This window comes from Kitasatospora sp. NPDC101157 (assembly GCF_044768255.1).
GTDB lineage: Bacteria > Actinomycetota > Actinomycetes > Streptomycetales > Streptomycetaceae > Kitasatospora.
Window position 1 is genome coordinate 166,184 of record NZ_JBIWPL010000007.1, and the last position, 22,962, is coordinate 189,145.

The 22,962-nt window shown below is 73.6% G+C and carries 23 protein-coding genes; 11 read left to right on the forward strand and 12 right to left on the reverse strand.

Annotation, left to right across the window (positions count from 1 at the left end; all coding sequences use genetic code 11):
* Positions 1–194 precede the first annotated feature (194 nt).
* Positions 195–818 (forward strand): DUF4232 domain-containing protein, encoded by a 624-nt coding sequence (locus ACIRVF_RS17740; RefSeq protein ID WP_402817959.1) that lies wholly within the window; start codon positions 195–197, stop codon positions 816–818.
* A gap of 221 nt (positions 819–1,039) precedes the next feature.
* Positions 1,040–1,201, forward strand: a complete 162-nt coding sequence (locus ACIRVF_RS17745) for a hypothetical protein (protein ID WP_402817962.1) — start codon at positions 1,040–1,042, stop codon at positions 1,199–1,201.
* Between the two features lie 50 nt (positions 1,202–1,251).
* On the opposite strand, the gene ACIRVF_RS17750 is transcribed toward ACIRVF_RS17745, so the two are convergent.
* Together ACIRVF_RS17750 and ACIRVF_RS17755 are read right to left on the reverse strand one after the other, a co-directional pair.
* On the reverse strand, positions 1,252–3,435 hold the full coding sequence (locus ACIRVF_RS17750; RefSeq protein WP_402817965.1) for a restriction endonuclease: 2,184 nt from the start codon (positions 3,433–3,435) through the stop codon (positions 1,252–1,254).
* 186 nt (positions 3,436–3,621) lie between these two features.
* Positions 3,622–4,254: a maleylpyruvate isomerase N-terminal domain-containing protein gene (locus ACIRVF_RS17755; RefSeq protein ID WP_402817968.1), complete on the reverse strand. Its 633-nt coding sequence runs from the start codon at positions 4,252–4,254 to the stop codon at positions 3,622–3,624.
* A gap of 172 nt (positions 4,255–4,426) precedes the next feature.
* Here ACIRVF_RS17755 and ACIRVF_RS17760 point away from each other — a divergent pair, with 172 nt between their 5' ends.
* The gene (locus ACIRVF_RS17760; protein ID WP_402817971.1) at positions 4,427–5,365 is read left to right on the forward strand and encodes a DUF2797 domain-containing protein; all 939 of its coding nucleotides are present in this window, start codon (positions 4,427–4,429) and stop codon (positions 5,363–5,365) included.
* Positions 5,366–5,383: 18 nt separating this feature from the next.
* Here the strand turns inward: ACIRVF_RS17760 and ACIRVF_RS17765 are convergent, their stop codons facing one another.
* The 6 genes from ACIRVF_RS17765 to ACIRVF_RS17790 all read right to left on the reverse strand — a co-directional run bounded on the left by ACIRVF_RS17765 (position 5,384) and on the right by ACIRVF_RS17790 (position 10,562).
* Complete coding sequence (locus ACIRVF_RS17765; protein WP_402817973.1) at positions 5,384–5,749, reverse strand: hypothetical protein; 366 nt, start codon at positions 5,747–5,749, stop codon at positions 5,384–5,386.
* A complete protein-coding gene (locus ACIRVF_RS17770; RefSeq protein ID WP_402817975.1) occupies positions 5,746–6,390 on the reverse strand; it encodes a DUF6232 family protein in 645 nt (214 codons plus the stop codon). The genes ACIRVF_RS17765 and ACIRVF_RS17770 overlap by 4 nt, the downstream gene beginning before the upstream one ends.
* Before the next feature lie 144 nt (positions 6,391–6,534).
* Entirely contained in the window at positions 6,535–6,846 is a 312-nt protein-coding gene (locus tag ACIRVF_RS17775) for a hypothetical protein (RefSeq protein ID WP_402817977.1), read from the reverse strand.
* Positions 6,847–7,183: 337 nt separating this feature from the next.
* Complete coding sequence (locus ACIRVF_RS17780) at positions 7,184–7,921, reverse strand: succinate dehydrogenase/fumarate reductase iron-sulfur subunit (RefSeq protein ID WP_402817981.1); 738 nt, start codon at positions 7,919–7,921, stop codon at positions 7,184–7,186.
* Positions 7,918–9,861 (reverse strand): fumarate reductase/succinate dehydrogenase flavoprotein subunit, encoded by a 1,944-nt coding sequence (locus ACIRVF_RS17785; RefSeq protein ID WP_402817984.1) that lies wholly within the window; start codon positions 9,859–9,861, stop codon positions 7,918–7,920. Before ACIRVF_RS17785 ends, ACIRVF_RS17780 begins: the two co-directional genes overlap by 4 nt.
* Positions 9,858–10,562 carry a succinate dehydrogenase cytochrome b subunit gene (locus ACIRVF_RS17790; RefSeq protein ID WP_402817987.1) on the reverse strand — a complete coding sequence of 235 codons (705 nt, stop codon included), beginning with the start codon at positions 10,560–10,562 and terminating at the stop codon, positions 9,858–9,860. The genes ACIRVF_RS17785 and ACIRVF_RS17790 overlap by 4 nt, the downstream gene beginning before the upstream one ends.
* 96 nt (positions 10,563–10,658) lie before the next feature.
* Between ACIRVF_RS17790 and ACIRVF_RS17795 the strand changes: the two genes are divergently transcribed.
* The gene (locus tag ACIRVF_RS17795) at positions 10,659–11,579 is read left to right on the forward strand and encodes a LysR family transcriptional regulator (protein WP_402817990.1); all 921 of its coding nucleotides are present in this window, start codon (positions 10,659–10,661) and stop codon (positions 11,577–11,579) included.
* Positions 11,580–11,623: 44 nt separating this feature from the next.
* On the opposite strand, the gene ACIRVF_RS17800 is transcribed toward ACIRVF_RS17795, so the two are convergent.
* Together ACIRVF_RS17800 and gcl are read right to left on the reverse strand one after the other, a co-directional pair.
* Positions 11,624–12,112: a glutathione peroxidase gene (locus ACIRVF_RS17800; protein ID WP_402817993.1), complete on the reverse strand. Its 489-nt coding sequence runs from the start codon at positions 12,110–12,112 to the stop codon at positions 11,624–11,626.
* 168 nt (positions 12,113–12,280) lie between these two features.
* On the reverse strand, positions 12,281–14,062 hold the full coding sequence (gcl, locus tag ACIRVF_RS17805) for a glyoxylate carboligase (protein WP_402817995.1): 1,782 nt from the start codon (positions 14,060–14,062) through the stop codon (positions 12,281–12,283).
* Positions 14,063–14,691: 629 nt separating this feature from the next.
* On the opposite strand from gcl, the gene ACIRVF_RS17810 reads away from it, so the two are divergent.
* Both ACIRVF_RS17810 and ACIRVF_RS17815 read left to right on the forward strand, forming a co-directional pair.
* The gene (locus ACIRVF_RS17810; RefSeq protein WP_402817998.1) at positions 14,692–16,209 is read left to right on the forward strand and encodes a SulP family inorganic anion transporter; all 1,518 of its coding nucleotides are present in this window, start codon (positions 14,692–14,694) and stop codon (positions 16,207–16,209) included.
* Positions 16,210–16,406: 197 nt separating this feature from the next.
* Positions 16,407–16,703 (forward strand): MTH1187 family thiamine-binding protein, encoded by a 297-nt coding sequence (locus tag ACIRVF_RS17815; protein ID WP_030285083.1) that lies wholly within the window; start codon positions 16,407–16,409, stop codon positions 16,701–16,703.
* Between the two features lie 5 nt (positions 16,704–16,708).
* On the opposite strand, the gene ACIRVF_RS17820 is transcribed toward ACIRVF_RS17815, so the two are convergent.
* Positions 16,709–17,191, reverse strand: a complete 483-nt coding sequence (locus tag ACIRVF_RS17820; protein ID WP_402818001.1) for a DoxX family protein — start codon at positions 17,189–17,191, stop codon at positions 16,709–16,711.
* 149 nt (positions 17,192–17,340) lie between these two features.
* Here ACIRVF_RS17820 and ACIRVF_RS17825 point away from each other — a divergent pair, with 149 nt between their 5' ends.
* The 3 genes from ACIRVF_RS17825 (at position 17,341) to ACIRVF_RS17835 (ending at position 20,170) form a co-directional block, all read left to right on the forward strand.
* Positions 17,341–17,919, forward strand: coding sequence for a TetR/AcrR family transcriptional regulator (locus ACIRVF_RS17825; protein ID WP_402818004.1), 579 nt, complete (start codon positions 17,341–17,343; stop codon positions 17,917–17,919).
* 83 nt (positions 17,920–18,002) lie between these two features.
* Positions 18,003–19,412: an MFS transporter gene (locus ACIRVF_RS17830; RefSeq protein WP_402818007.1), complete on the forward strand. Its 1,410-nt coding sequence runs from the start codon at positions 18,003–18,005 to the stop codon at positions 19,410–19,412.
* Positions 19,409–20,170 carry an SDR family NAD(P)-dependent oxidoreductase gene (locus ACIRVF_RS17835; protein ID WP_402818010.1) on the forward strand — a complete coding sequence of 254 codons (762 nt, stop codon included), beginning with the start codon at positions 19,409–19,411 and terminating at the stop codon, positions 20,168–20,170. Before ACIRVF_RS17830 ends, ACIRVF_RS17835 begins: the two co-directional genes overlap by 4 nt.
* 10 nt (positions 20,171–20,180) lie before the next feature.
* Here ACIRVF_RS17835 and ACIRVF_RS17840 read toward each other — a convergent pair whose 3' ends face one another.
* Complete coding sequence (locus tag ACIRVF_RS17840) at positions 20,181–20,870, reverse strand: SMI1/KNR4 family protein (RefSeq protein WP_402818013.1); 690 nt, start codon at positions 20,868–20,870, stop codon at positions 20,181–20,183.
* Between the two features lie 188 nt (positions 20,871–21,058).
* Here ACIRVF_RS17840 and ACIRVF_RS17845 point away from each other — a divergent pair, with 188 nt between their 5' ends.
* Both ACIRVF_RS17845 and ACIRVF_RS17850 read left to right on the forward strand, forming a co-directional pair.
* Positions 21,059–21,967 (forward strand): carbohydrate ABC transporter permease, encoded by a 909-nt coding sequence (locus ACIRVF_RS17845; RefSeq protein WP_402818016.1) that lies wholly within the window; start codon positions 21,059–21,061, stop codon positions 21,965–21,967.
* Positions 21,964–22,866, forward strand: a complete 903-nt coding sequence (locus tag ACIRVF_RS17850; RefSeq protein ID WP_402818019.1) for a carbohydrate ABC transporter permease — start codon at positions 21,964–21,966, stop codon at positions 22,864–22,866. Before ACIRVF_RS17845 ends, ACIRVF_RS17850 begins: the two co-directional genes overlap by 4 nt.
* The last annotated feature ends 96 nt before the right edge of the window (positions 22,867–22,962 follow it).

Sequence of the window (22,962 nt, forward strand, 5' to 3'; positions counted from 1 at the left end):
GCTCGGCCGTCGAACGCCGGCGGGGCGGTGTCGTTCCCGGCGGCGGGTGACCGTCCGTGAGCGCTCCTCCTCGTACGCACCACGCGGGAGAGCCGGGTCGAGTGGCACCTCCGGCCTGCCGCGGTCATGCTGGGAGGCGGACGGCCTCGCTCGATCTGCGTACCTCGCACCACCCGCGTACTCACGGAGAGAACATGAACGTCCACAAACCCTCCCGCTCGACCGTCATCGGCAGCGGCACGCTCGCTGCCACCCTCCTGCTCACGGTGTGCGGCACTGCCGGAGCACAGACACCGCCGACGGCGGTTGACAACGCCACCACCGCCACCGCGGCGGCGTCTCCCCGGTCGGCCCCTCCGCGCTGCACCGCCGACGACCTCGCCGCGACCGTACAGCTCCAGAACACCGGCTCCGCGAAGAACGCCGGCTCCGCGATGGTGATGCTGCAGAACAAGGGCAGCCGCACCTGCACCCTGCGGGGCTACCCGGGCTTCGCCGGACTGCTCGCCAACAACCGCTCGGACACGCTGGCCGTCAAGCGTGTGGCGCACCCCGGGCCGCCGGTGCGGGTCACCCTCAAGCCGGGCGCGACCGCCTTCGCCGGTCTGAAGTGGGCCACCTGCCAGAAGTCCGACAAGAACTGCCACGTGATCGCCGGGCTGCGGCTCACCCCGCCGGACGGGAACAGGCAGCTGACGGCCAAGGTGCTCGGCCTGAACGGCAAGGCCGTCACCCAACTGACCGTCTCCGCGGCCGGACTGACCACCGGCACGCTGCAACCCACCAGCCAGGGCGTGGTGTTCGCCCCTGGGGCGTGACGCGCTCCCGCCCTGACGCGCCAGGGCCCCTGACGCGCCGGGGCTCCTGACGAGCGGACCGCCTCACACGCCGGGGCCCCGAACGGTGAAGAGCCGTCCGGGGTCCCGCCGGTCCGGTTTCGTCGTTCGTCATGAGTACGTCACAGCCGCAACCGGGCCGGCCGTGGACCACGTACCTCCCGGTGGAAGTTCCGCAACGAACACTCGCCCATGAGGGGACCATGACCGTCCGCAGGCCGGCCGCGCTCGTCGCCGCCGGTGCGACCGCCGAGGTGATCGGCCCCGACGGCAAGCCCGTCACCCAACTCCCGGTATCCACAGAGGGTTTGACCACCGGCAGCATCCAGCCCTACAAGCAGGGCGTGGTCTTCCCCCGGTCGTGAGGCGCGGAAGCCCCCCGGGGGGCGGTTCGACCGGAACCGCCCCCCGCCGGTCACTCCACCGCGACGCCGAAGGCCGTCGCCAGCCCGGCCAGACCGTTCGTCACCGCTCGTGCGGAGGGGGCCAGCTGCCAGCCGCCGTCCGCCCGCCGGAAGCTCCCGAGCAGCATCGCGGAGTCCGGGATGCCGCCGTTGGCGCCCGGCCACTTGGCCGGCCCGTCCGCGCCGGGACCGAGCTCGGCGGCGACGGCCAGCCCGTACACATGGCCGAGCGGCAGCGCGGGGGGCTCCTCCTCCTCGGTGGAGACCGCGAGCACCACCTCGTCGACGGCGGCCGGCAGCCGGTGCAGGTCCAGGCTCAGCCGGGCCGCCCGGACCGGCTCGCCCGGCACGGAGTGGGTGGGGTGCAGGCGCACGGCGCCGTCCGGGTCCTGCGGGTTGTTGAAGAAGACGAAGTGCTCGTCGCTGAGCACCCGGCCACCGGCGCACAGGAACGCGGTGACGTCCAGCTCCACCGGGTCCCCGCCGGCCGTACGGCTCTGCCAGCTGACCGTGACACTGCTCTGCGGGGCGGCCGGCTCGGCCTCCTGCGGCTTCGGCGCGGGCTCGGCGCCGCCGCCCGGTCCGCCGCCGCCCGGTCCGACACCGAGCCGACCGCCGCCGAGCCGACCGCGCAGGCCCTGCTCCGCCAGCAGCTCGACCAGCTCCGGCCCGCTCACCAGGGTCAGCGGCTTGCCCTCGATGTAGCTGTACGAGCCGCGGCCGAAGCCCGCCGTGGTGACCAGGATGCCCTTGATCGCGCCGTGGTGGCGGACGGTGGACTCCAGGTCCCGCACGGCCGTCGGCGGCACGGTCTTCTTGTAGCGCTTGGCCTGGATCACGATCTTGCCGCCGGTGACCGGGTCCAGGTCCTCGGCCACCACGTCCACCCCGACGTCGCCGCTGCGAGCCGTGGTCATGACGCGGAAACCGCGCAGCCGGAACAACTCGGCGATCAGGTCCTCGAACTCCAGCGGATCCATCTCGAAGAGGTCCGGCTCGTCCTCGCCGAAGTGCCCGGCCAGGTTCCCGCCCACCGACTCCGGCAGCCGGTCCGGCCTCACCTCGTCCAGCCGCTCGGGCCGCGCCGACAACCTGCCGCCCAGGCCCTGGAAGCACTCCACCGGCGCCACCCGGTCCAGCGCCAGCCCGGAGAACTCGGCCCGGGTCGCGGTCAGCGTGGACAGGAAGCGCTCCGCCTCCCGGCCGGTCGCCGGGTCGATGCCCAGCACGAAGCCGTTCAGCACCACCGAGTCCAGCATCCCGTCCCGGTCCGCCCGGAACAGCTCCGCCGCCACCCGCAGCGCCGACTGGGCCAGCACCTCCCGGTACAGCGCCTTGCGCTCGGTCGCCGGACGGGCCACCTCGGCCTCGCGGTCGTCCGACTTCACGTACCGCACCCGGGTGGCCGCCGGCACCACGTCCGGACCGGGCAGCTCCCAGTTCACCACCAGCTGACGGCTCGACGCCTCCCAGGCCGCCACCAGCCGGTGCGGGAAGCCCTCCGGCCAGGCCGCCGAGGCGTACAGACCGGCCGTGAAGTACTCCTGCACCGCCTCCGGGTCACCCGCCCGCAGCCGCCGCAGCAGCTCCTCGGTGCCGGCCCCGCGCTCCTCCTCCTGGCGGCGGAAGCCCTCCGCCCAGGCCAGGTACTCCTGGTGGTACGCGGCCAACCGGCGCTGCCGGTCCGCCTCCTGCGCCTGCGCGGCGTACCAGTCCTGCTCGAACCGGGCCCGGGCCTGGACCAGGTACTGCTCGTACTGCCGGCGCACCCCGGCGTTGCGGGCCTGCGCGGCGTCCGGCGGCGGCACGTGGTACGTGGCGGAGGTCTGGTCCGGCATCGGGACCGGCACACCCAGCGGCCCCGGATCGAACGGCGGCACCGGACGCGGCGCCAGCAGCGCCTGCGGCCCGAACGCCGGAGCAGCCAGCCCGGCCGCCAGGAGCCCGCGAAACTCCGCGACCCGGGCGTCCAGTTCGGCCGTCCGCCGGGCCGCCTCCGCCTCCCGCGACTGCTGGTACGCGCGCTGCGCCTCCCGCTCGTCGCGGGCGGCCGCACGCTGCGCCTCGCGCTGCGCGCGCTCGTGCCGGCGCAGCTCCGCCGCCTCGGCACGCCACCGGGCCTCCTCCCGGCGCTGCTGCTGCCGCTGCGCCTCCGCCCAGACCGCCAGCACCCCGCTGTTCCGCCGCCCCGCCACCAGCCACCCCTTCGCCCTCGCACCGGCCAGGCCGGCCCGCGCCACCTCCCGGCGACACCGCCGACCGCGCCCGCCACAATAGAACGTGGACGGCCCGACGGGCCAAGCGCCCGCGACCTGCGGAAGCGAACGGGCCCCGGGGACCGTCCGGCACCTGGCGACCGGTCAGCGGATCACGCGCCGGGCTCAGTCCGGTACGTCGGCGTACCAGCGCCAGTCGGTGCGCGGCGGACGACCGGGGAGGGCGGTGCGGCCGGTCGCCCAGAGCAGGGTGGGCCAGGGTGCGGCGGCGAGCGGGACGTCGGGGAACAACCGGGCCAGGGTCCGGGCGCAGACCCCGGCGGGCGGCTCCCAGGGCAGGCCGAGGCCCTGGGCGACGTCGTGGAGGTGGACCAGGGTCTCCACCAGGCTCATGGCCACGAAGCCGGTCGCATCGGCCAGGCCCCACGGGTGGTGGGCCCGCGCGTCCGGCGGCGAGACCCGGGCCACGGCGACCATCAACCCGCCGCTCGCGTCCAGCACTTCGAGCAGCCCCGGCACGCCGCAGGCCGGGTCGGCGCGGACGAAGTTGTTCGGGGCGCCGGGGGAGCGGCGGGTCGCCAGGAACGGCACGTACCGCTCGCGCGGCGGCCGCGCCGGGCCGAGCTGGGCGGCGTAGGCGAGGAGATCGTCGGCGAGGTGCTCGACGGTCTCCCAGCAGCTCCAGCCGAGCGTGCCGGCGGGCCGCGACCAGTCCGCGTCCGCCGGGGCGGCTGCCAGGGTGTCGACAGCGAGGCGCAGGGTGCGGGCGAGGTCGTCCGGGGTCGGTGAGTCGATCATGGCCGGACGCTAGCAAGCGCTCGGGCCGTCGGCCACGGAAGGTGCGGTGCAGGTGCTCGATCGAGACCCCGGGTTCTCCCACGGGGCGAAGCGCCCGCCCTCCGGGACGCGGGTGTTGTCGGTGGCAGCGGGTAGCCTCACCAGGGTCGTCGACCCACAGGGAGGGCTGCCCATGACGATCCCCGCGCCCCAGCACCCGGACCGGCCGGGCGGCTGGGTCTCCACCGGCCTGAGCTGGCACGACGGCCGGGCCCTGCTCGGCGCCGTGCGCGGCGACCGGGTGCACGAGCGCGCCGTCGTGCCGGGTACGGAGGTCGGCTGGCTGCTCGGCGGCCCGCGCCGCTGCACCGGGGCCTGGCTGGCCGGGGCGACGGAGCGCACGCCCTGCCCTCACCACGCGGAGATCGCCCCGGGCGGCAGCGCCACCCAGTGTCCGGCCTGCCAGAGCGTGGACCGCGGCCTGGCCCTCGCCCGGGACCAGATCCTCGACGACGGGCGCACCTACCTGCTCTACCTCGCCTGGTTCGGCGAGGGCCTGCTGAAGGTCGGCCTGACCGCCGAGCAGCGCGGCGACAGCCGACTGCTCGAACAGGGCGCGCTGGCCTACGCGTTCACCGCGCGCGGCGGCCTCCCCGCGGTGCGCCGCGCCGAACTGACCGTCGCCGCCTCGGGGATGGCCCGCGAGCGCTACAAGTCCCGGCTGAAGACGGACCACTGGTGGTCCCACGGCGACGCCCCGCACCGCCGTGCGCTGCTCACCGAGGCCCGCGCCCGGGCGCACCGGCTGCTCGACGGCCACGCCGTGGAACCGCTCGCCGACCGCCCGGTGGTGGACCACGTGGAGCGCTTCGGCCTGGTCGGCGGCGCCCCCGAGACCTACCGGGAGATCGTCGGCCTGGCCCCCGGCGCGGTGATCGCGGGCACGCTGCGTCCGCCGGTGGGCCGGCACCTCTTCCTCGACCAGCCGGACGGCTCGGGCCCGCTGCTGCTGGACACCCGGAGGCTCACCGGCTGGACGCTCACGCCCGTCACCGGCCGCCCTTCGGAGGGCCTGGTGCTGGAGGAACGGGCCCGCCCGCCGGAGCCGGACACCCAGGAGGTGCTGTTCTGAGGCCGGGGCCGGCGCCCGTCAGCTGCTGATCAGGGCGAGCAGCTGGGTCACCAGGCCCAGTGCGGGCGCGGCCGCCTCGCCGAGCTCCCGGGTCAGGCCGGCCAGCAGGTGGAGGGTGTTGCGCCGGCTGCGCCGCTCCTGGCCGGCCGGCTCCCGCAGCACCGGGAGGATCTCCTCCAGGCTCTGCCGGTCCTCCGCGGGCACCCGTGCGTCCCGGGCCAGGTCGGCCACCGCGGTGGCCAGCCGGGCGAACAGCGCGGCGACCTCGGGCGGCAGGGCCTGGTCGGCGGCCGGCCCGTTGTTGTGCTGGACACCGACGTTGTGGTGGCCGCCGTGGATGGTGACGTTGTCGCCGAACTGGAACCGGGGTCCGTTGCCGCTCATTTGATGACTCCCGTGTTGCCCTGGCCGCCGTAGATGTTGACGTTGTCGCCGAACTGGTAGTGCCGCAGGTCCACCAGGACGTTGCTGACGAACTGCTGGAACTCGGTCTGCGGATTCTCGATCGCGTGGGTGATCCTGGCCTGGAGCTCGTACGCGTACTTCGGGTCCTTCCAGGCCAGCAGCGCGGTCGGCGGGCCGGCCGTGTCGACGGTCAGCGCGTGCAGCCGGCGCTGGAGCAGCACGGGCAGGGTGGCGACCAGGAAGTAGGACACCACGAGGAACAGGGACACCGCCACGATCCAGCCCGAGCCGGAGCCGCTGCTTCCGTCGCGGCTCCCGAAGGTCGAGTGGGAGGCGTCGGCGAGGGCGGTGAGTGCGGCCAGGACGAGCGCGATCCCCAGCACGGCCCCGACGAACTTCAGGAACCGTTTGATCGCGCCGAGCACATCCGGCACGATCACCGTGATGCTGACCCGCGCGACGGTCGCCAGCGGGTAGGCCGCCGACCCGATCCAGAGGATGCGCCTGGTCACGGCCACCCGGGTGGCGGACGGGTCGTACGCGGGTCTCGGCGGCGGGACGGACGGAGTGGAGCCGGTCTGTCCGGCCCCCGGCGGCTCGGCCGGTTCGGTCGGTTGCACAGGCGTTCCCCCAAGGCTGTCGAGCGAGCGACGACAATTAACCAGCACGCCCGCCGGTGCGCACAAGCGATTTGCCGGAAACCGCTTTTGACGGACCGTCGGGCCGTCGGACCGGTGGGGCCGGTGGGGCCGCCCGCCGGGGGCTCAGCCCAGCCTGCCACGCACCCCGCCCGGACCGGAGCGCGCCCGGCGGGACAGCGGGGGCCGGGACGGCCGGACGTCACCGCGCCCGACGGCGGCCGGTTCGGCCGCCTCGGCGGCGCGCCGGGCCAGGGCGGCGCGGGCGGCGGCCAGGGCGAGGCGGGCGAGCAGCGGGTCCTCCCGGAGGCCCGCCGTGCGCTTGGACGTCTGGCAGGGAGAGCACCAGACCGGCGAGGCCGGCCCGTCCGGGTACACCATGCCCTCCGGCGGCAGGTAGTGCCCACCGCACTCGACGCATTCGAAGACCAGCCTCATCCGACGATCACCGTCCCGGATCCGTGGCACCGACCGCAGGGCGACCAGTAGTCGTGAACCCTGGGCACCATGCTTCCTTCCTCGTCCAGCTCGACCGTTGCCTCGGTCTTCTGGGTCCCCCCGGACCCGCCGCAACCGGAGCAGGACTGAACCTCGGGCATATGCCGTCCTTCCGTAGCGGAGCACCACCGTAGCGCGATTCTCCGTCAGGGAGCACCGCCGACGGCCATCCACCACCCGTTCGGGGAGCGCGAACTGCGCTCGCGCGCCCCGAACATCGGTGTCGGCCCCTCGCCTGAGCACCAGAGCGAGGGGCCGACCGTCCTGGGAAGGGGTGTCAGCCGCGGGCGGCCCGCAGGAACTCCCGGTTCATCGCCGCGATGCTGGGCAGCGGGATGCCCTTGGGGCAGGCGGTGGCGCACTCGCCGGTGTTGGTGCAGCCGCCGAAGCCCTCGGCGTCCATCGCCGAGACCATGTTCCGTACCCGGGCGGCCCGTTCGGGCGCACCCTGGGGCAGCACGTTGAGGTGCACCACCTTGGCGGAGGTGAACAGCATCGCCGAGCCGTTCGGGCAGGCGGCCACGCAGGCGCCGCAGCCGATGCACTCGGCGTGCTCGAAGGCGGTGTCCGCGGCCTCCTTGGGGACGGGCGTGGCGTGCGCCTCGGGGGCGCTGCCGGTGGGCGCGGTGATGTAGCCGCCGGAGCCGATGATCCGGTCGAAGGCCGAGCGGTCCACCACCAGGTCCTTGACCACCGGGAAGGCCGCCGCCCGCCACGGTTCGACGTCGATGGTGTCGCCGTCCCGGAAGTGCCGCATGTGCAGCTGGCAGGTGGTGGTGCGTTCCGGGCCGTGCGCCTGGCCGTTGATGACCATGCCGCAGGCGCCGCAGATGCCCTCGCGGCAGTCGTGGTCGAAGGCGACCGGCTGGTCGCCGCGGGTGATCAGCTCCTCGTTGAGGGTGTCCAGCATCTCCAGGAAGGACATGTCCGGGCTGATGCCGGTGACCTGGTAGGTGGTCATCGAGCCGGGTGCGTCCGGGCCCGCCTGGCGCCAGATGCGCAGGGTGAGGTTCATGCGTAGCTCCGCTGGGTGGGGTGGACGTGCTCGAAGTCGAGGTCCTCGCGGTGGAGGACGGGGGCCTCGCCGGTGGCGGTGAACTCCCAGGCGGCGGCGTAGGAGAACTCCTCGTCGCGCCGGGCGGCCTCGCCGTCGGGGGTCTGGCTCTCGGTGCGGAAGTGGCCGCCGCAGGACTCGGCGCGGTGCAGCGCGTCCAGGCACATCAGCTCGGCCAGTTCGAAGTAGTCGACCAGCCGGTTGGCCTTCTCCAGCGACTGGTTGAGCTCCTGGCCGGTGCCGGGCACCTTGATCCGGCGCCAGAACTCCTCGCGCAGCTGCGGGATCCGCTCCAGCGCGCGCCGGAGCCCGGCCTCGTCGCGGGCCATCCCGCACTCGTCCCACAGCAGTTCGCCGAGTTCGCGGTGGAAGGAGTCCGGGGTGCGGTCGCCGTCCACGGAGAGGATCAGGTTGAGCCGGTCCTCGACCTCGGCCTCGACCTCGGTGAGCACCGGGTGGTCGGTGGGCACCGGGGCGACCGGGTTGCGGGCCAGGTAGTCGTTGAGGGTGGGCGGCAGCACGAAGTAGCCGTCGGCGAGGCCCTGCATCAGGGCGCTGGCACCGAGCCGGTTGGCGCCGTGGTCGGAGAAGTTGGCCTCGCCGATCGCGAACAGGCCGGGAACGCTGGTCTGCAGGTCGTAGTCGACCCAGAGCCCGCCCATCGTGTAGTGGATCGCCGGGTAGATCCGCATCGGCACCTGGTACGGGTCCTCGGCGGTGATCCGCTCGTACATCTCGAAGAGGTTGCCGTACTTGGCCTCGACGGCGTCCCGGCCCATCCGGCGGATCGCGTCGGCGAAGTCCAGGTACACGCCCTGCCCGCCGGGGCCGACGCCGCGGCCCTCGTCGCAGACGTTCTTGGCGGCCCGGGAGGCGATGTCGCGGGGCACCAGGTTGCCGAAGGAGGGGTAGATCCGCTCCAGGTAGTAGTCCCGCTCCTCCTCGGGGATCTGCGCGGGCGGGCGGGTGTCGCCCTGGGCCTTGGGCACCCAGATCCGGCCGTCGTTGCGCAGCGACTCGCTCATCAGGGTGAGCTTGGACTGGTGGTCGCCGGAGCGCGGGATGCAGGTGGGGTGGATCTGGGTGAAGCAGGGGTTGGCGAAGTAGGCGCCGCGCCGGTGGGCCCGCCAGATCGCGGTGGCGTTGGAGTTCTTGGCGTTGGTGGAGAGGTAGAAGACGTTGCCGTAGCCGCCGGTGGCGAGGACGACGGCGTCCGCCGTGTAGCTGGTGATCTTCCCGGTGACCAGGTCGCGGGCGACGATGCCGCGGGCCCGGCCGTCGACCACCAGCAGGTCGAGCATCTCGGTGCGCGGGTGCATCTCCACGTTCCCGGCGGCGATCTGCCGGGAGAGCGCCTGGTAGGCGCCGAGCAGCAGCTGCTGGCCGGTCTGGCCGCGGGCGTAGAAGGTGCGGGAGACCTGCACGCCGCCGAAGGAGCGGGTGTCCAGCAGGCCGCCGTACTCGCGGGCGAAGGGCACGCCCTGGGCCACGCACTGGTCGATGATCTCCACCGAGACCTGGGCGAGCCGGTGCACGTTGGACTCGCGGGCGCGGAAGTCGCCGCCCTTGACGGTGTCGTAGAACAGCCGGCGGATCGAGTCGCCGTCGTTGCGGTAGTTCTTGGCCGCGTTGATGCCGCCCTGGGCCGCGATCGAGTGGGCGCGCCGCGGGGAGTCCTGGAAGCAGAACTGGACGACGTGGTAGCCCTGTTCGGCGAGGGTGGCGCCGGCCGCGCCGCCGGCCAGGCCGGTGCCGACCACGATCACGGTGTGCTTGCGCCGGTTGGCCGGGTTGACCAGTTTGGCGTCGAACCGCCGCTGGTCCCAGCGCTGTTCGATCGGCCCGGCGGGGGCCTTGGTGTCGGCGATCGGCTCGCCGAGGGTGTAGTCCAGGTAGCTCACTTCACGACTCCGGTCATCACGGCGACGGGGACGGACAGGAAGCCGGCCGTCAGCAGCAGCGCCAGCCCGTTGGCGGTCAGCTTCAGCGCCCGGTCGCGGCGGGCGTTGTTGGCACCGAGGGTCTGGGCGGCGCTCCAGAAGCCGTGCCGGATGTGGAGGCCGAGGGCCAGCATCGCGACGATGTAGATCACGTCGCTGTACCAGCGGCCGAAGGTGCCCACGACGTTCTGGTAGACGTGACCGTGCTCGGCGACCGGGTTCACGGTGAGCGTGGTGAGGTCCAGGACGTGCCACACGACGAACAGGCCCAGGATCACCCCGCCCCAGCGCATGGTCCGGGTGGCGTAGCTGGCGCGGCGGCGCTGGTGGACGTACTTGCTCGGGCGGGCGGCGAGGTCCCGGCGGCTGAGCTGGTACGCGGACACGCCGTGCAGGACGACGGAGGCCAGCAGGGCCAGGCGGGCGATCCACAGGAACCACTCGTGGCCCAGGAACGGCTGGCCGATGGTGCGCAGCCAGGCCGCGTAGCCGTTGATGTCGTCGGGGCCGAAGAACACCTTGAGGTTCCCCAGCATGTGCGCGACCAGGTACAGCAGCATGACCAGTCCGGTGACGGCCATGACCGCCTTCTTGCCGACGGTCGACCGCCACAGGGTCGCCAGGGTGGACGGATGCCGGCCCGTCCGAGTCGCGGTTGTCATGGCAGCAACGGTAGGGAAGCCCGCAAGGGTGCGTCCAAGACATGCTGCGGCTGGTGACGATAGCCGGAGCCTATCGAGACGGCGTAGCCTGGCCGTGTGCAGCTCCAGCAACTCCGCTACTTCCTGGCCGTCGCCGAGACCCGGCACTTCACCCGGGCCGCCGAGGCCGAGCACGTCGCCCAGCCCTCGCTCTCCCAGCAGATCCGGGCGCTGGAAAGGGAGTTGGGCGCCGAACTGTTCCACCGCACCCGGGGCAACATCGCGCTCACCGACGCCGGGGACGCCCTGCTGCCGCTGGCCCGGCGCATCCTCGCGGACACCGAGAGCGCCCGGCTGGCCGTCCAGGAGACGGTGCAGCTGCGCCGCGGCCGGGTGCGGCTCGGCGCGCCGCCGAGCCTGTGCACCAGCCTGGTGCCGGACGTGCTGCGGGTGTTCCGGGACCGCTACCCGGGCGTCGCGCTGGCGGTGCGCGAGGGCGGCTCGCGGGACCTGGTGCGCTGGCTGGCTGCGGGTGAGCTGGACCTCGCGCTGGTCATCACGCCGCCCAGCGGAGAGGCCGCGCCCGCCCTCGCCGTCACCGAGCTGCTGCACGAGGAGCTGGTGCTGGTCTCGGCCGCCGGGCCCGCCCGGCGCCCGGTGCGGGTGGCGGAGCTGCGGGGGCGGCCGCTGGTGATGTTCCGGGAGGGTTACGACGTGCGCGAGGCCGCGCTGGCGGCCTGCCGGGCGGCCGGCTTCGAGCCGGAGTTCGCCGTCGAGGGCGGGGAGATGGACGCGGTGCTGGGCTTCGTCCGGGCCGGGCTCGGACCGGCGGTGGTGCCCGGCATGGTGGCAGCCCGCTCGGGCCTGTCCGTCACCCCGTTCGCCGGGCCGGGCCTGGGCCGCACCATCGCGGTCGCGCACGGCCACGAGGTGCCGCTGACCCGCGCCGCCGAGGCGCTGCACGACACCCTGCTGGCGCACCTTCGGAACGCCGCCGAGGAGGGCGAACTACCGCCCGGCACAAGGCTGTTGCTGTGAAAGGGCCGCCTGTGGGGGCGGCCCTTCCGGCAGCGGGGCGGGCGTCAGGCCGGCAGCACGGCCTCGATCGCGGCGATCAGCTCCGCCGACTCCGGCTCGACGCGCGGACGCAGGCGCGCGGCGACGGTGCCGTCCGGGGAGACCAGGAACTTCTCGAAGTTCCAGCTGACGTCCCCGGCCTGGCCCTCGGCGTCGGCGACCTCGGTCAGCTGCCGGTACAGCGGGTGCCGGTCGTCACCGTTGACGTCGATCTTCTCGAACAGCGGGAAGGTCACCCCGTAGGTGGTCGAGCAGAAGCTCCGGATCTCCTCGGCGCTGCCCGGCTCCTGCCCGGCGAACTGGTTGCAGGGGAAGCCCAGCACGGTGAACCCGCGACCGGCGTAGCGCTTCTGGAGGTTCTCCAGGCCGGCGTACTGGGGGGTCAGGCCGCACTTGGAGGCGACGTTGACGATCAGCAGCGCCTTGCCCTTGTGGTCGGCCAGCGAGGTCGCCTCGCCGTCGAGGGTGCGCAGCGGAATGTCGTACAGGCTCACGGTGGTGGGTCCTTTCGGCAGGTTGGCGGCGGGTCGCGCCCGGGCACACGGTAGCGGCCCCGGACGGCTCAACCGTGTCGGCCCCGCCGGTGTTCCGGCGGGGCCACCGGTGCCCCGCGGGCGCGGGGGCGTACGGAGCGGCTCGTACGCCCCCACTCCTTGACCGCCTCAGAGGGCCAGCGGCTTGATGGCGGTCGGCGCGTGCTCGGGGAGGGTGGCCAGCTCCTCCCACTCGTTGACCTTGTCGATGTCGGCGGCGGCCATCGAGATGTTGGTGACCCGCTCCAGGATCGCCTCGACCACGACCGGGACGCGGAACTCGGCGGCCAGCTTCTTGGCCTCCTCGAAGGCCGGCAGCAGGCCCTCCGGCTCGGTGACCCGGATCGCCTTGCAGCCCAGGCCCTCGGCGACCTTGACGTGGTCCACGCCGTAGACGCCCAGCTCCGGCGCGTTGATGTTCTCGAACTCCAGCTTGACCTGGAAGTCGATGTCGAAGTTGCGCTGCGCCTGGCGGATCAGGCCCAGGTAGGAGTTGTTGACCAGCACGTGGACGTACGGGATCCGGTGCTGCGCGCCGACCGCCAGCTCCTCGATCATGAACTGGAAGTCGTAGTCGCCGGAGAGGGCGACGATCTGGCCCTCCGGGTCGGCGGTGGCGACGCCCAGCGCGGCCGGGATGGTCCAGCCCAGCGGGCCGGCCTGGCCGCAGTTGATCCAGTGCCGCGGCTTGTAGACGTGCAGCATCTGCGCGCCCGCGATCTGCGACAGGCCGATGGTGGTGACGTACCGGGTCTCCGGGCCGAAGGCCTTGTTCATCTCCTCGTACACGCGCTGCGGCTTGAGCGGCACGTTGTCGAAGTGGGTGCGGCGCTGGAGCTGCGCCTTGCGCTCCTGGGTGGAGGCGGCCCACTCGCTGCGGTCCTTGAGGGTGCCGGCGGCCTTGAGCTCCTTGGCGACCTGGACGAACAGCTCCAGGGCGGCCTTGGCGTCGGAGGCGATGCCGAGCTCGGGCGCGAAGATCTTGCCGATCTGGGTGGGCTCGACGTCGACGTGGACGAACTTGCGGCCCGCGGTGTAGACGTCCAGGCCGCCGGTGTGGCGGTTGGCCCAGCGGTTGCCGATGCCGAGGACGAAGTCGGAGGCGAGGAAGTTCTCGTTGCCGTAGCGGTGCGAGGTCTGCAGGCCGACCATGCCGGCGTTCAGCTCGTGGTCGTCCGGGACGATGCCCCAGCCCATCAGGGTCGGGACCACCGGGACGCCGGTCAGCTCGGCGAACTCCAGCAGCAGCTCGGAGGCGTCGGCGTTGATGACGCCGCCGCCGGCCACGATCAGCGGGCGCTCGGACTCCTGGAGGAGCGCGAGGGCCTTCTCGATCTGGATCCGGTTGGCGGCCGGCTTGTAGACCGGCAGCGGCTGGTAGGCCTCCGGGTCAAAGTCGATCTCGGTCAGCTGGACGTCGATCGGCAGGTCGATCAGGACCGGGCCGGGGCGGCCGGAGCGCATCAGGTGGAAGGCCTGCTGGAACACGCCGGGGACCTGTGCGGCCTCCAGGACGGTGGTGGCGGCCTTGGTGACCGGCTTGGCGATCGAGGCGATGTCGACGGCCTGGAAGTCCTCCTTGTGGAGGCGGGCGACCGGGGCCTGGCCGGTGATGCACAGGATCGGGATGGAGTCGGCGATCGCCGAGTACAGGCCGGTGATCATGTCGGTGCCGGCCGGTCCCGAGGTGCCGATGCACACGCCGATGTTGCCGGCCTCGGCGCGGGTGTAGCCCTCGGCCATGTGGGAGGCGCCCTCGACGTGCCGGGCCAGGGTGTGCCTGATCCCGCCGGAGGCCTTGAGGGCGGCGTAGAAGGGGTTGATCGCGGCGCCCGGCACACCGAAGGCGACGTCGACGCCTTCCAGCTTGAGGATCTCCACGGCCGCGCGGGCGGCTGTCATACGGGGCATCGGTTCTCTCCTGCGTCGGCCCGCAGTGGGTCGGAGGGCTCATCTCCTGAATTCCACCATACGGAAGAACGGTTTCTGTATGTGGAAACACGGTAGGGTCGGGCCCAGCGGGGAGTCAAGGGGCACTTCAACAGAATGTGGAAGGCCCGATGGTGCGCTGCCGCGTGGCCGGACTCGCACACCAGAACCGCGTTCGCGCTGGTGTGCCCGGGGAAGCGGAGCGTCCGGGCCGGAAAGCGCAGCCGCCGTGCAGTGCCCGTGAAGGGACGGTGCCCGAGGTCGGCCCGGCGGGCGGGGCTGGGTACCGTCGGTGCCACGCCGGGCCCATGGCGTCCGACGGGGGCCGCGGCGGGGGACGCGGGAGCGCCGGGACGGGGGACACCGTCGGCGGGCCTGCCCAGGAGAGCCCGACCGCAGCGCACCCGGATCGCACTGCGCACCTGGATCGCACCGAACCGCACCGCACCGACCCGAAACCCGCCGACCGCCCGGACCCGCCGACCGCCCGGACCCGCGGCCGTACCGCTGTCGCCCGTCCGGCGCCCGCCGCGGTCCTCCCCCCGGCCCCACCTCGTGCCCGTCCCGCAACGGCGCGCCCGCAGCGGCGGGCGCACGGAAGGAACGCCGCCATGCGCCGCACCCCTGCCCGATCCCCGCTCGCCGTGCTGCGCGCCGTCCCCTGGCGGCACGACCTGCCCGCCTCGCTGGTGGTGTTCCTGGTCGCCCTCCCGCTCTGCGTGGGGGTGGCCGTCGCCTCCGGCGTCCCGGCCGAACTGGGGCTGGTCACCGGCATCGTCGGCGGCCTGGTCGTCGGTCTGCTGCCCGGCAGCAGCCTCCAGGTCAGCGGTCCCGCCGCCGGACTGACCGTGCTGGTCGCGGACGCCGTCCAGCAGTTCGGCGTCGCCGCACTCGGCCCGCTGGTGCTCGCCAGCGGCCTGCTCCAGCTGGCGATGGGCGCGCTGCGGCTCGGCCGCTGGTTCCGCGCGATGTCCGCCTCGGTGGTGCACGGCATGCTGGCCGGCATCGGGCTGACCCTGGTGTCCGGCCAGCTGTACGCGCTCGCCGACCGGCGCGCCCCCGGCACCGGCCCGCAGAAGCTCGCCGGACTGCCCGCCCTGCTGACCGACGTGGCCACCGCCGCCGCCAATCCCGGCGCCGTCGCCCTCGGCCTGGGCACCCTGCTGCTGCTCGTCGCCTGGAAGCACCTGCCCGGCCGCGCGGCCCGGGCCGTCCCCGCGCCGCTGGCCGCCGTCGGCCTGGCCGCCGCCGTCACCGCCGCCGCCGACCTGCCGGTGGCCCGGGTCCGGGTCTCCGCCCTGCTCGACGTCGTCCACCTGCCCGGGCCCGCCGTGCTGGGCGAGCTGGCCGGAGCGGCCGGGTTCGGGACGGTCGTCGCCCTCACCCTGATCGCCTCCGCCGAGACGCTGTTCAGCGCCGCCGCGGTCGACCGGATGCACCACGGACCGCGCACCGACTACGACCGCGAACTCACCGCCCAGGGCCTCGGCAACACCGTCTGCGGACTGCTCGGCGCCCTGCCGATGACCGCCGTGATCGTGCGCAGCGCCGCCAACGTCCAGGCGGGCGCCCGCAGCAGGGCCTCGCGTTTCCTGCACGGGCTGTGGCTGCTGCTGTTCACCGCCCTGCTGCCCGGCGCGCTCGGGCTGGTTCCGCTCACCGCGCTGGCCGCCGTCCTGGTGCACGCCGGGGCCAAGCTGGTGCCGGTGCGCCGGATCGTCGCGTTGTGCCGGGGGCACCGCGGCGAGGCGCTGGTGCTCGGGGTGACGGCGGTCGCGATCGTCGCCACCGACCTGTTCGAGGGGGTGCTGATCGGCGTCGGCCTGGCGGTGGCCAAGTCCGCCTGGCAGACCTCCCACCTGCAGATCGCCGTCGAGGAGGTGGTGCTGGCGGACGGGCGGCCGCTGCACCGGGTGCGGCTGAGCGGCAATGCCACCTTCCTGCGGCTGCCCCGGCTGCTGGACACCCTGGAGCGGCTGCCCGGCGACCGGCCGGTGGAACTGGACTGGTCCGGGCTGCGCCACCTGGACCACGCCTGCACCCTGGCCCTCACCTCCTGGGCCGACCAGCACCGGGCCCGCGCCAGCGCCCCGCTGGCCGTCGACCCGCCGCTGCCGTCGGTCGTCTGACGGCGGGCCGGGGAGCCGGCGGGATGCTCAGGACCGGCGACCCGTGCCGGCGGGGCGCCCAGGCCAGCCGGGCCTGGGCCGGCGCGGCGTGCCGGGCTCGAACGGAGGGCCGTCCGACGGGGGGACCCTAACCTGGTCGCGGCCCGGAGTGGTCCGGGCCGCGACCAGTGCCGTCGGGTGACAAGGAGCACAGAACCGTGATCGCAGCTTTTTCGGTGACCCCGCTGGGGATCGGCGAGGACGTGGGGGAGGCGGTGGCAGCGGCCGTCCGGGTGGTCCGGGCCAGCGGGCTGCCGAACCGCACGGACGCGATGTTCACCAGCATCGAGGGGGAGTGGGACGAGGTGATGCCGGTGATCAGGGCGGCGATCGAGGCGGTGAAGGCGCACAGCAACCGGGTGAGCACGGTCATCAAGATCGACGACCGGGCCGGGGTCACCGACGGCCTCACCGCCAAGGTCGCCTCGGTCGAGCGGCACCTCGCGAACGGCTGAGGGCCTCAGCCGGTGGTGGGCTGGGCGGCGGTCGCCTCGACCGGGCCGGGCACCGCCTGGGGCTGACGGGTGCCCAGCAGCCGGTCCAGCGAGTAGGGCCCGGAGCCGAGGACCGCGATGGCCAGGAAGGCCCAGCAGAACATCACCGAGGGTTCGCCCCCGTTCTGCAGCGGCAGCAGCGCGTGCTCCTGGTGGACGGTGAAGTAGGCGTAGGCCATCGAGCCGGAGCACAGCAGGGCGGCGTACCTGGTGCCGATTCCGAGGAGCACCAGGGCGCCGCCGACCAGTTGGATCAGGGCGGCCCACCAGCCCGGCCACTGGCCGAACGGGAGGCTGCCGCCGCCCTTGGCGCCGCCGAGGACGCCGAAGACCGAGGCGGCGCCGTGGCAGGCGAAGAGCAGGCCGACGACGACCCGAAAGGCCGTCAGCACGAGGGGACGGGCGGCCTCGACGGCCTGTGCGGGGGTGGTGTGGATGCGTGCGGGCATGCCGGGGGACCTCCTGTGGGGGGAGGAGGGACGGGGCGGTAAGGGTAGCCTTGGTCTAGTCCACTTGGCAATGCCCCGTCAGATAACGGTCAGGACCGGTCGCCGTCCTTTCTTGACCGATCGATCTCGAAAGGGCTAGCGTTCACACCATGGCGCGAACGAAGGAATTCGATCCCGACGCGGCGCTCCAGGCAGCTCTCGAACTGTTCTGGCGCCGCGGCTACGAGGCCACCTCGATGGCCGACCTGGTCGAGGGCCTCGGCATCGCCCGGGCCAGCATCTACGCCACCTTCGGCAGCAAGCACGAGCTCTACCTGCGCGCGCTGGAGCGCTACAACGAGCAGCACGACCCGGGCCTGCTGGCCGAGCTGTCCCAGCCCGGCCCGGTGCTGCCGGCCGTCCGCGCCCTGGTGCGCCGCTACGCGGGCATGGGGGGCGAGGATCGCAAGCGCGGCTGCTTCATCACCAACACGGCCGTCGAACTCGCCCCGCACGACGAGGCGGCGGCCCGCCGGGTGGAGGTCAGCTACGACCATCTGGAGACGGCGCTGACCGCCGCCCTGCTGCGCGCCGAGGCCCAGGGCGAACTGCCCGCCGGGCGGGAGCCGCGGGCGCTGGCCCGGATGCTGGTGGTGCTGCTGCAGGGGATCCGGGTGGTGGGCAAGACCGCCGAGGGCGAGCCCCGGGTGCGGGACGCCGCCGAGCAGGCGCTGACGCTGCTGGGCTGAGCTCCGGCCGGCCCGGCCGGAGCCGTCTGCTGTCCCTTTTCTGGACCGAACGGTCTTGAAACTTTGACATTGGGGGGAGTTCCATGGGCATCGCCGTGCCGTCGGCCCGGGCGAGTTTCGCCCTGCTCGGTGCCGTCCAGGCCGTGCTGATCTTCGCCATCATGATCCTCGCCGTGCCGCTTCCCCTGGTCGCCCGGGAGCTCGGGCTCGGCCCGTCCGAGGTGCTGCTGCTCAGCTCCGCGTACGGGCTCTCCTTCGCCGCACTGCTGCTGCTCGGCGGACGACTGGCGGACCGTCACGGAGGCCGCCCGGTGCTGCGGTGGGGCCTGGCACTGCTCGCCGCCGCCTCGGTGGCCTGCGCCCTCGCGCCCGGCTACCCCGTCCTGCTGGCCGGCCGCCTCGTCCAGGGCGCCGGTGCGGCGCTCACCGCCCCGGCCGCGGTCGCGGTGGTCCGCCGGCTGTACCCCCGACCCGCCGACTACCGACGGGCGATGGCCACCTGGGGCGGCCTCTCGGTGATCGGCGCGACGACCGGCAGCGTGGTGTCGGGCGCGGTCGCCGCCGCGGTGTCGTGGCGCTGGCTGTTCGCGGTGCCCGTCCTGGTCGCCCTGGCCGGCCTCGCCCGCTCCGGCTCGCTGCCCGCCGCTGCCCCCGCACCGTCCGGCCGCCGTCCGGCGCTCGACCTGCGCGGCGCCGCCCTCGCCACCACCGGTCTCTGCGCGGCGAGTTACGCCCTGGTGGCCTCCACCGACCACGGCTGGCGGACCGCCGAGACGCTCGTGCCGCTGGCTGCCGGACTGCTCCTGCTGCTCGCCTTCGCCGGCGCCGAACGCCGCACCGTCGACCCGCTGCTGCCACCCGGCTTCCTCGCCGACCGGTCCCGGGCCACCGCACTGGTCGCCGTGACGGCGACCTCCGCCGGTACCGCAGCGGCCTTCGTCCTGCTCTCGCTCTACCTCCAGCAACTGCGCGGCTGGAGCGCGGCCGGCACCTCCGCCGCCTTCCTGCCGTACGCGGCCGCCCTGCTGCTCTCCGGCCGCCTGGCCGGCCCGCTGACCGCCCGGTTCGGGCCGGTTCCGGTCACCGCCGCCGGCCTCGCGCTGGAAGGCGCGGGCCTCGCCCTGCTCGCCGGGATCGATCCCGCCAGCTCCTACCCCACCGGCCTGCTGCCCGGACTGCTCCTGCTGCCCGCCGGAGCCGCCGCCTCCTTCGCCGGGGCGGCCGTCCTGGCCACCGGCGGCGTGGCGCCCGAACGGACCGGCCTGGCCGCGGGCGTCCTCAACACCGCCATGGAGCTCGGCCCCACCACCGGACTGGCCGCCCTGATGGCGCTCGCCGCCACGCGGCCGACCACCGTCGGCGGCTACGCCACGGCCTTCGCGGCCGCGGCCGCCGGCCTGGCACTGACCGCGGTCGCGGTCGGCGCCCTGCCCCGAACCAACCCGACCACCACCCCTGAACGCACCGATCCAATCAAGGAGTTCAGCTCATGAGCACGCGTTTCGCCGACAAGTCCGTCCTGGTCACCGGCGGCGGCAGCGGCATCGGGCGGGGCATCGCCCTCGCCTTCGCCCGGGAGGGCGCCCGGGTCGCGGTCGCCGGGCGCGGCGCCGGCCCGCTGGCCGAGACCGTCGCGCTGATCGAGCAGGCCGGTGGCAAGGCCGTCGCACTGACCGGCGACGTGACCAACGGTGCGGACGCCGCCCGGCTGGTCCGGGAGACCGTCGAGCGGTTCGGCGGTCTGGACGTCGCCGTCAACAACGCCGGGGTGTTCGGCGCGGCCGGCCCGGTCGCCGAGATCGACGAGGACGAGTTCCGGCGGGTCGTCGAGATCAACGTGACCGGCACCCTGCTGGCGATGAAGCACCAGATCGGCCACATGCGGGCGCACGGCGGCGGCGCGATCGTCAACGTCTCGTCCAACCTGGGCGTCCACCGGCGGCTGGAGGGCGTCGGCGCCTACGCCGTCAGCAAGGCCGCGGTCACCGCGCTCACCCGCGCCGCCGCCCGCGACCACATCGGTGAGGGCGTGCGGATCAACACCGTCAGCCCGGGACCGGTGGACACCCCGATGTCTTCCCGGCCCGGCGAGAGCGACGCGGACAAGAGCGACCGGATGAAGTCCGAGGTGCCGGTCGGCCGTTCCGGCGCGGTCGCGGAGATCGCCGCCGCCGTGCTGTACCTGGCCTCGCCGGAGGCGGGCTACACCGTCGGCGCGGACCTGGTGCTGGACGGCGGCGTCACCGCCTGACCGGCGCGGCTCAGCCGTTCAGCCATTCACCGGGCACGGCCTCGTGGAGCGCGTGGAGCGCCTCCGGGGTCCGTGCCCGGGCCGAGATCCAGGCGTCCCCGACCGCCACGACCAGGACGTCCGGACCCCCGTACCAGCGGAACTCCCGGCCCAGCGCGGGCAACTCCACGAAATCGTCCGGGAGTTCGCCCTCGGATTCGAGGAAGTCGCACAACTCGCCGTCCTCCAGCAGCTTCTCGCTCATCGCCATCACCGCCGCCGCCGTCGAGAAGCGCTCCTCCCAGGGCTCCCAGCGCTCCTGCGACTTGTCCGCGAGGTCCGGCCGGGTCACCGTCGGCGGGTCCTCCTGCGCCAGGTCGTCCAGCAGCACGCCCCAGTGGGCGCAGCCCTGGTTCTCCGCGCGGTACACCAGCGCGCCGTCCAGCACGTGGAGCTCGTCCGGCGTGAGCAACACGTCCTGGGAGCTGGTGAGGTCGGCCCGGCGTCCGAACAGTCGGTACGCCTCCCGCAGCGCCACCGGCAGCCGCAGCCCGAGCCGCCGCTCGGCCGCGTCCAGTTCGGCGTCGGTGAAGCCGTCCCGGGGGGTCAGCGGCGCACCCCAGTACGCGGCGAAGCCCCGGACGAGGGCCCAGGCGTCCTCACGGCCGCCGCGCAGGGTCCCCGCCATCGCGGCCGGCATGTCGAAATCCGTGTCGTTCACCCGCGCACCGTACGACACCGCGCTGACAGGGCCCCGGCCCCGACCCTCGTCAGCGCACGACCGGCCGAATCTGACGCGAACGCGTAATCCCGAGGACACCGGTTGATCACTGCGGGGTTCCCGCGCCGTCGTTCGGGCAGGACACGGTTTCGGCCGGAACCGACACACGAAAGGCGGACGCGCGACAGATGCCGACCGCACCGCACGCCGCACGCAGGAGCCGCTGGGGCGAGCACGGGCTCGCCTGGGCCTTCCTGCTGCCCTCCCTGGTGGTCTTCGCCCTGTTCATCGGCTACCCGCTCGGGCGAACGATCTACCTGAGCGGACACGCCAACGACCTCTTCGGGGCGCCCTCCCGCTACGTCGGCGCGAAGCACTACACCGACCTGCTGTCCTCGGCCGACTTCGGCCGGACGCTGGTCACCACGGGGCTGTTCACCCTGATCACCGTGGCGCCCGGGGTGCTCGGCGCGCTGGTGCTGGTGCTGCTGCTGGAGAACCGGATCCGGGGCGTACGGCTGCTGCGCTCCGCCTTCGCGCTGCCCTTCGCCTTCTCGGTGGCCAGCGCCTCGGTGGTGTTCGCGGTGTTCTTCAACCCCGCCAGCGGGGTGCTCAACGGCCTGCTGGCGCACGTCGGCCTCGGTCCGGTCGGCTGGCTCACCGACTCCCGGTACGCGCTGGTCTCGGTGGCCCTGACCACGGTCTGGATGAACCTCGGCTACAACGTGCTGGTGCTGTCGGCGGGCATCGGATCGATCCCCGGCGAGATCGTCGAGGCGGCCCGCATCGACGGCGCCTCCGGACTGCGGCTGGCCCGCTCGATCACCGTCCCGATGCTCGGCCCGAACCTGTTCTTCCTGACGGTGGTCTCCACCGTCCACGCACTGCAGAGTTTCGGCCAGATCCACATCCTCACCAAGGGCGGGCCGGACGGTGCCACCCGGACCCTCGTCTACTCGGTCTACGAGAAGGCCTTCGCCTACAACTCCAGCGACTTCGGCACGGCGAGCGCCCAGGCCGTGGTGCTGCTGGTGGTCGTCCTCGCCTGTACGGCCGTCCAGTTCGGCGTCCTGGAGCGGAAGGTGCACTACGCATGACCACGATCGTCAGTGAGAGCGGGACCAGGACCGACACACCCCGCCCGCGTCCCCGGCCCCGGCTGCTCGCCGGGCGCTCCCCGCGCGACCTGCTGGGCCGCGCCGCCGTGTACCTGCTGCTGGCCGCCGCCCTGGTCACCGTGGCCTTCCCGGTGTACTACGCGATCGCCGGCGCCTTCATGGGCCCGGCCGAACTCTCCTCCTACCCGCCGGCGTTGGTGCCGCACTCGGTCACCGGCCGGAACTTCTCCGGCGCCGTGGACAGCATCCCGCTGTTCCGGCAGTACGCCAACTCGGCGATCACCGCCACCGCGATCACCCTCGCCCAGCTGTTCACCTCGATCCTGGCCGCGTACGCCGTCGTCTTCCTGCCGCTGAAGGCCAGGGCCGTGGTGTTCGGGGTGTTCCTGGCCACCCTGATGGTCCCGTGGGAGGCCATCATCATCCCCAACTACCTGACCCTGTCGGACTGGGGCTTCGGCAACACCTACTTCGGCCTGGTCCTGCCGTTCCTGGCCTCGGGCTTCGGCACCTTCATGCTGCGCCAGGCCTTCCGGCAGCTGCCCGGCGAACTGCGGGACGCAGCGCGGATCGACGGGGCCGGCCACTGGCGCTTCCTGTGGCGGATCGTCGTCCCGCTGAACAAGCCGGCCCTGGCCGCGCTGTCGATCTACGTCTTCCTGTCGGCCTGGAACCAGTACTTCTGGCCGCTGATCATCACGCGCACGGCCGACATGCAGACCCTGCAGATCGGCCTCACCTCGCTGCGCGACTCCGAGATGGCCGACCCGGGGCTGATCCTGGCCGGCGTCGTGCTGTCGCTGCTGCCCACCCTCGTCCTGGTGGTCCTCGGCCAGCGGTTCATCGTCCGCGGCCTCACCGCGGGCGCCGTCCGCTGACCCGCTCCGGCCGCCCGGTCCGCCGACCCGTTCCGGCCGCCCGGTCCGCCGACCCGGCGGCACCCGTCCCGCTCGCACCCGCCCGTCCCCCTTCCG

Coding starts and splice junctions, on each gene's coding strand:
- ACIRVF_RS17740 (WP_402817959.1), top strand. CDS start 195: ATGAACGTCCACAAACCCTCCCGCTCGACCGTCATCGGCAGCGGCACG.
- ACIRVF_RS17745 (WP_402817962.1), top strand. CDS start 1,040: ATGACCGTCCGCAGGCCGGCCGCGCTCGTCGCCGCCGGTGCGACCGCC.
- ACIRVF_RS17755 (WP_402817968.1), bottom strand. CDS start 4,254: ATGATCGACTCACCGACCCCGGACGACCTCGCCCGCACCCTGCGCCTC.
- ACIRVF_RS17760 (WP_402817971.1), top strand. CDS start 4,427: ATGACGATCCCCGCGCCCCAGCACCCGGACCGGCCGGGCGGCTGGGTC.
- ACIRVF_RS17765 (WP_402817973.1), bottom strand. CDS start 5,749: ATGAGCGGCAACGGACCCCGGTTCCAGTTCGGCGACAACGTCACCATC.
- ACIRVF_RS17775 (WP_402817977.1), bottom strand. CDS start 6,846: ATGAGGCTGGTCTTCGAATGCGTCGAGTGCGGTGGGCACTACCTGCCG.
- ACIRVF_RS17780 (WP_402817981.1), bottom strand. CDS start 7,921: ATGAACCTCACCCTGCGCATCTGGCGCCAGGCGGGCCCGGACGCACCC.
- ACIRVF_RS17790 (WP_402817987.1), bottom strand. CDS start 10,562: ATGACAACCGCGACTCGGACGGGCCGGCATCCGTCCACCCTGGCGACC.
- gcl (WP_402817995.1), bottom strand. CDS start 14,062: ATGCCCCGTATGACAGCCGCCCGCGCGGCCGTGGAGATCCTCAAGCTG.
- ACIRVF_RS17810 (WP_402817998.1), top strand. CDS start 14,692: ATGCGCCGCACCCCTGCCCGATCCCCGCTCGCCGTGCTGCGCGCCGTC.
- ACIRVF_RS17820 (WP_402818001.1), bottom strand. CDS start 17,191: ATGCCCGCACGCATCCACACCACCCCCGCACAGGCCGTCGAGGCCGCC.
- ACIRVF_RS17825 (WP_402818004.1), top strand. CDS start 17,341: ATGGCGCGAACGAAGGAATTCGATCCCGACGCGGCGCTCCAGGCAGCT.
- ACIRVF_RS17830 (WP_402818007.1), top strand. CDS start 18,003: ATGGGCATCGCCGTGCCGTCGGCCCGGGCGAGTTTCGCCCTGCTCGGT.
- ACIRVF_RS17835 (WP_402818010.1), top strand. CDS start 19,409: ATGAGCACGCGTTTCGCCGACAAGTCCGTCCTGGTCACCGGCGGCGGC.
- ACIRVF_RS17845 (WP_402818016.1), top strand. CDS start 21,059: ATGCCGACCGCACCGCACGCCGCACGCAGGAGCCGCTGGGGCGAGCAC.
- ACIRVF_RS17850 (WP_402818019.1), top strand. CDS start 21,964: ATGACCACGATCGTCAGTGAGAGCGGGACCAGGACCGACACACCCCGC.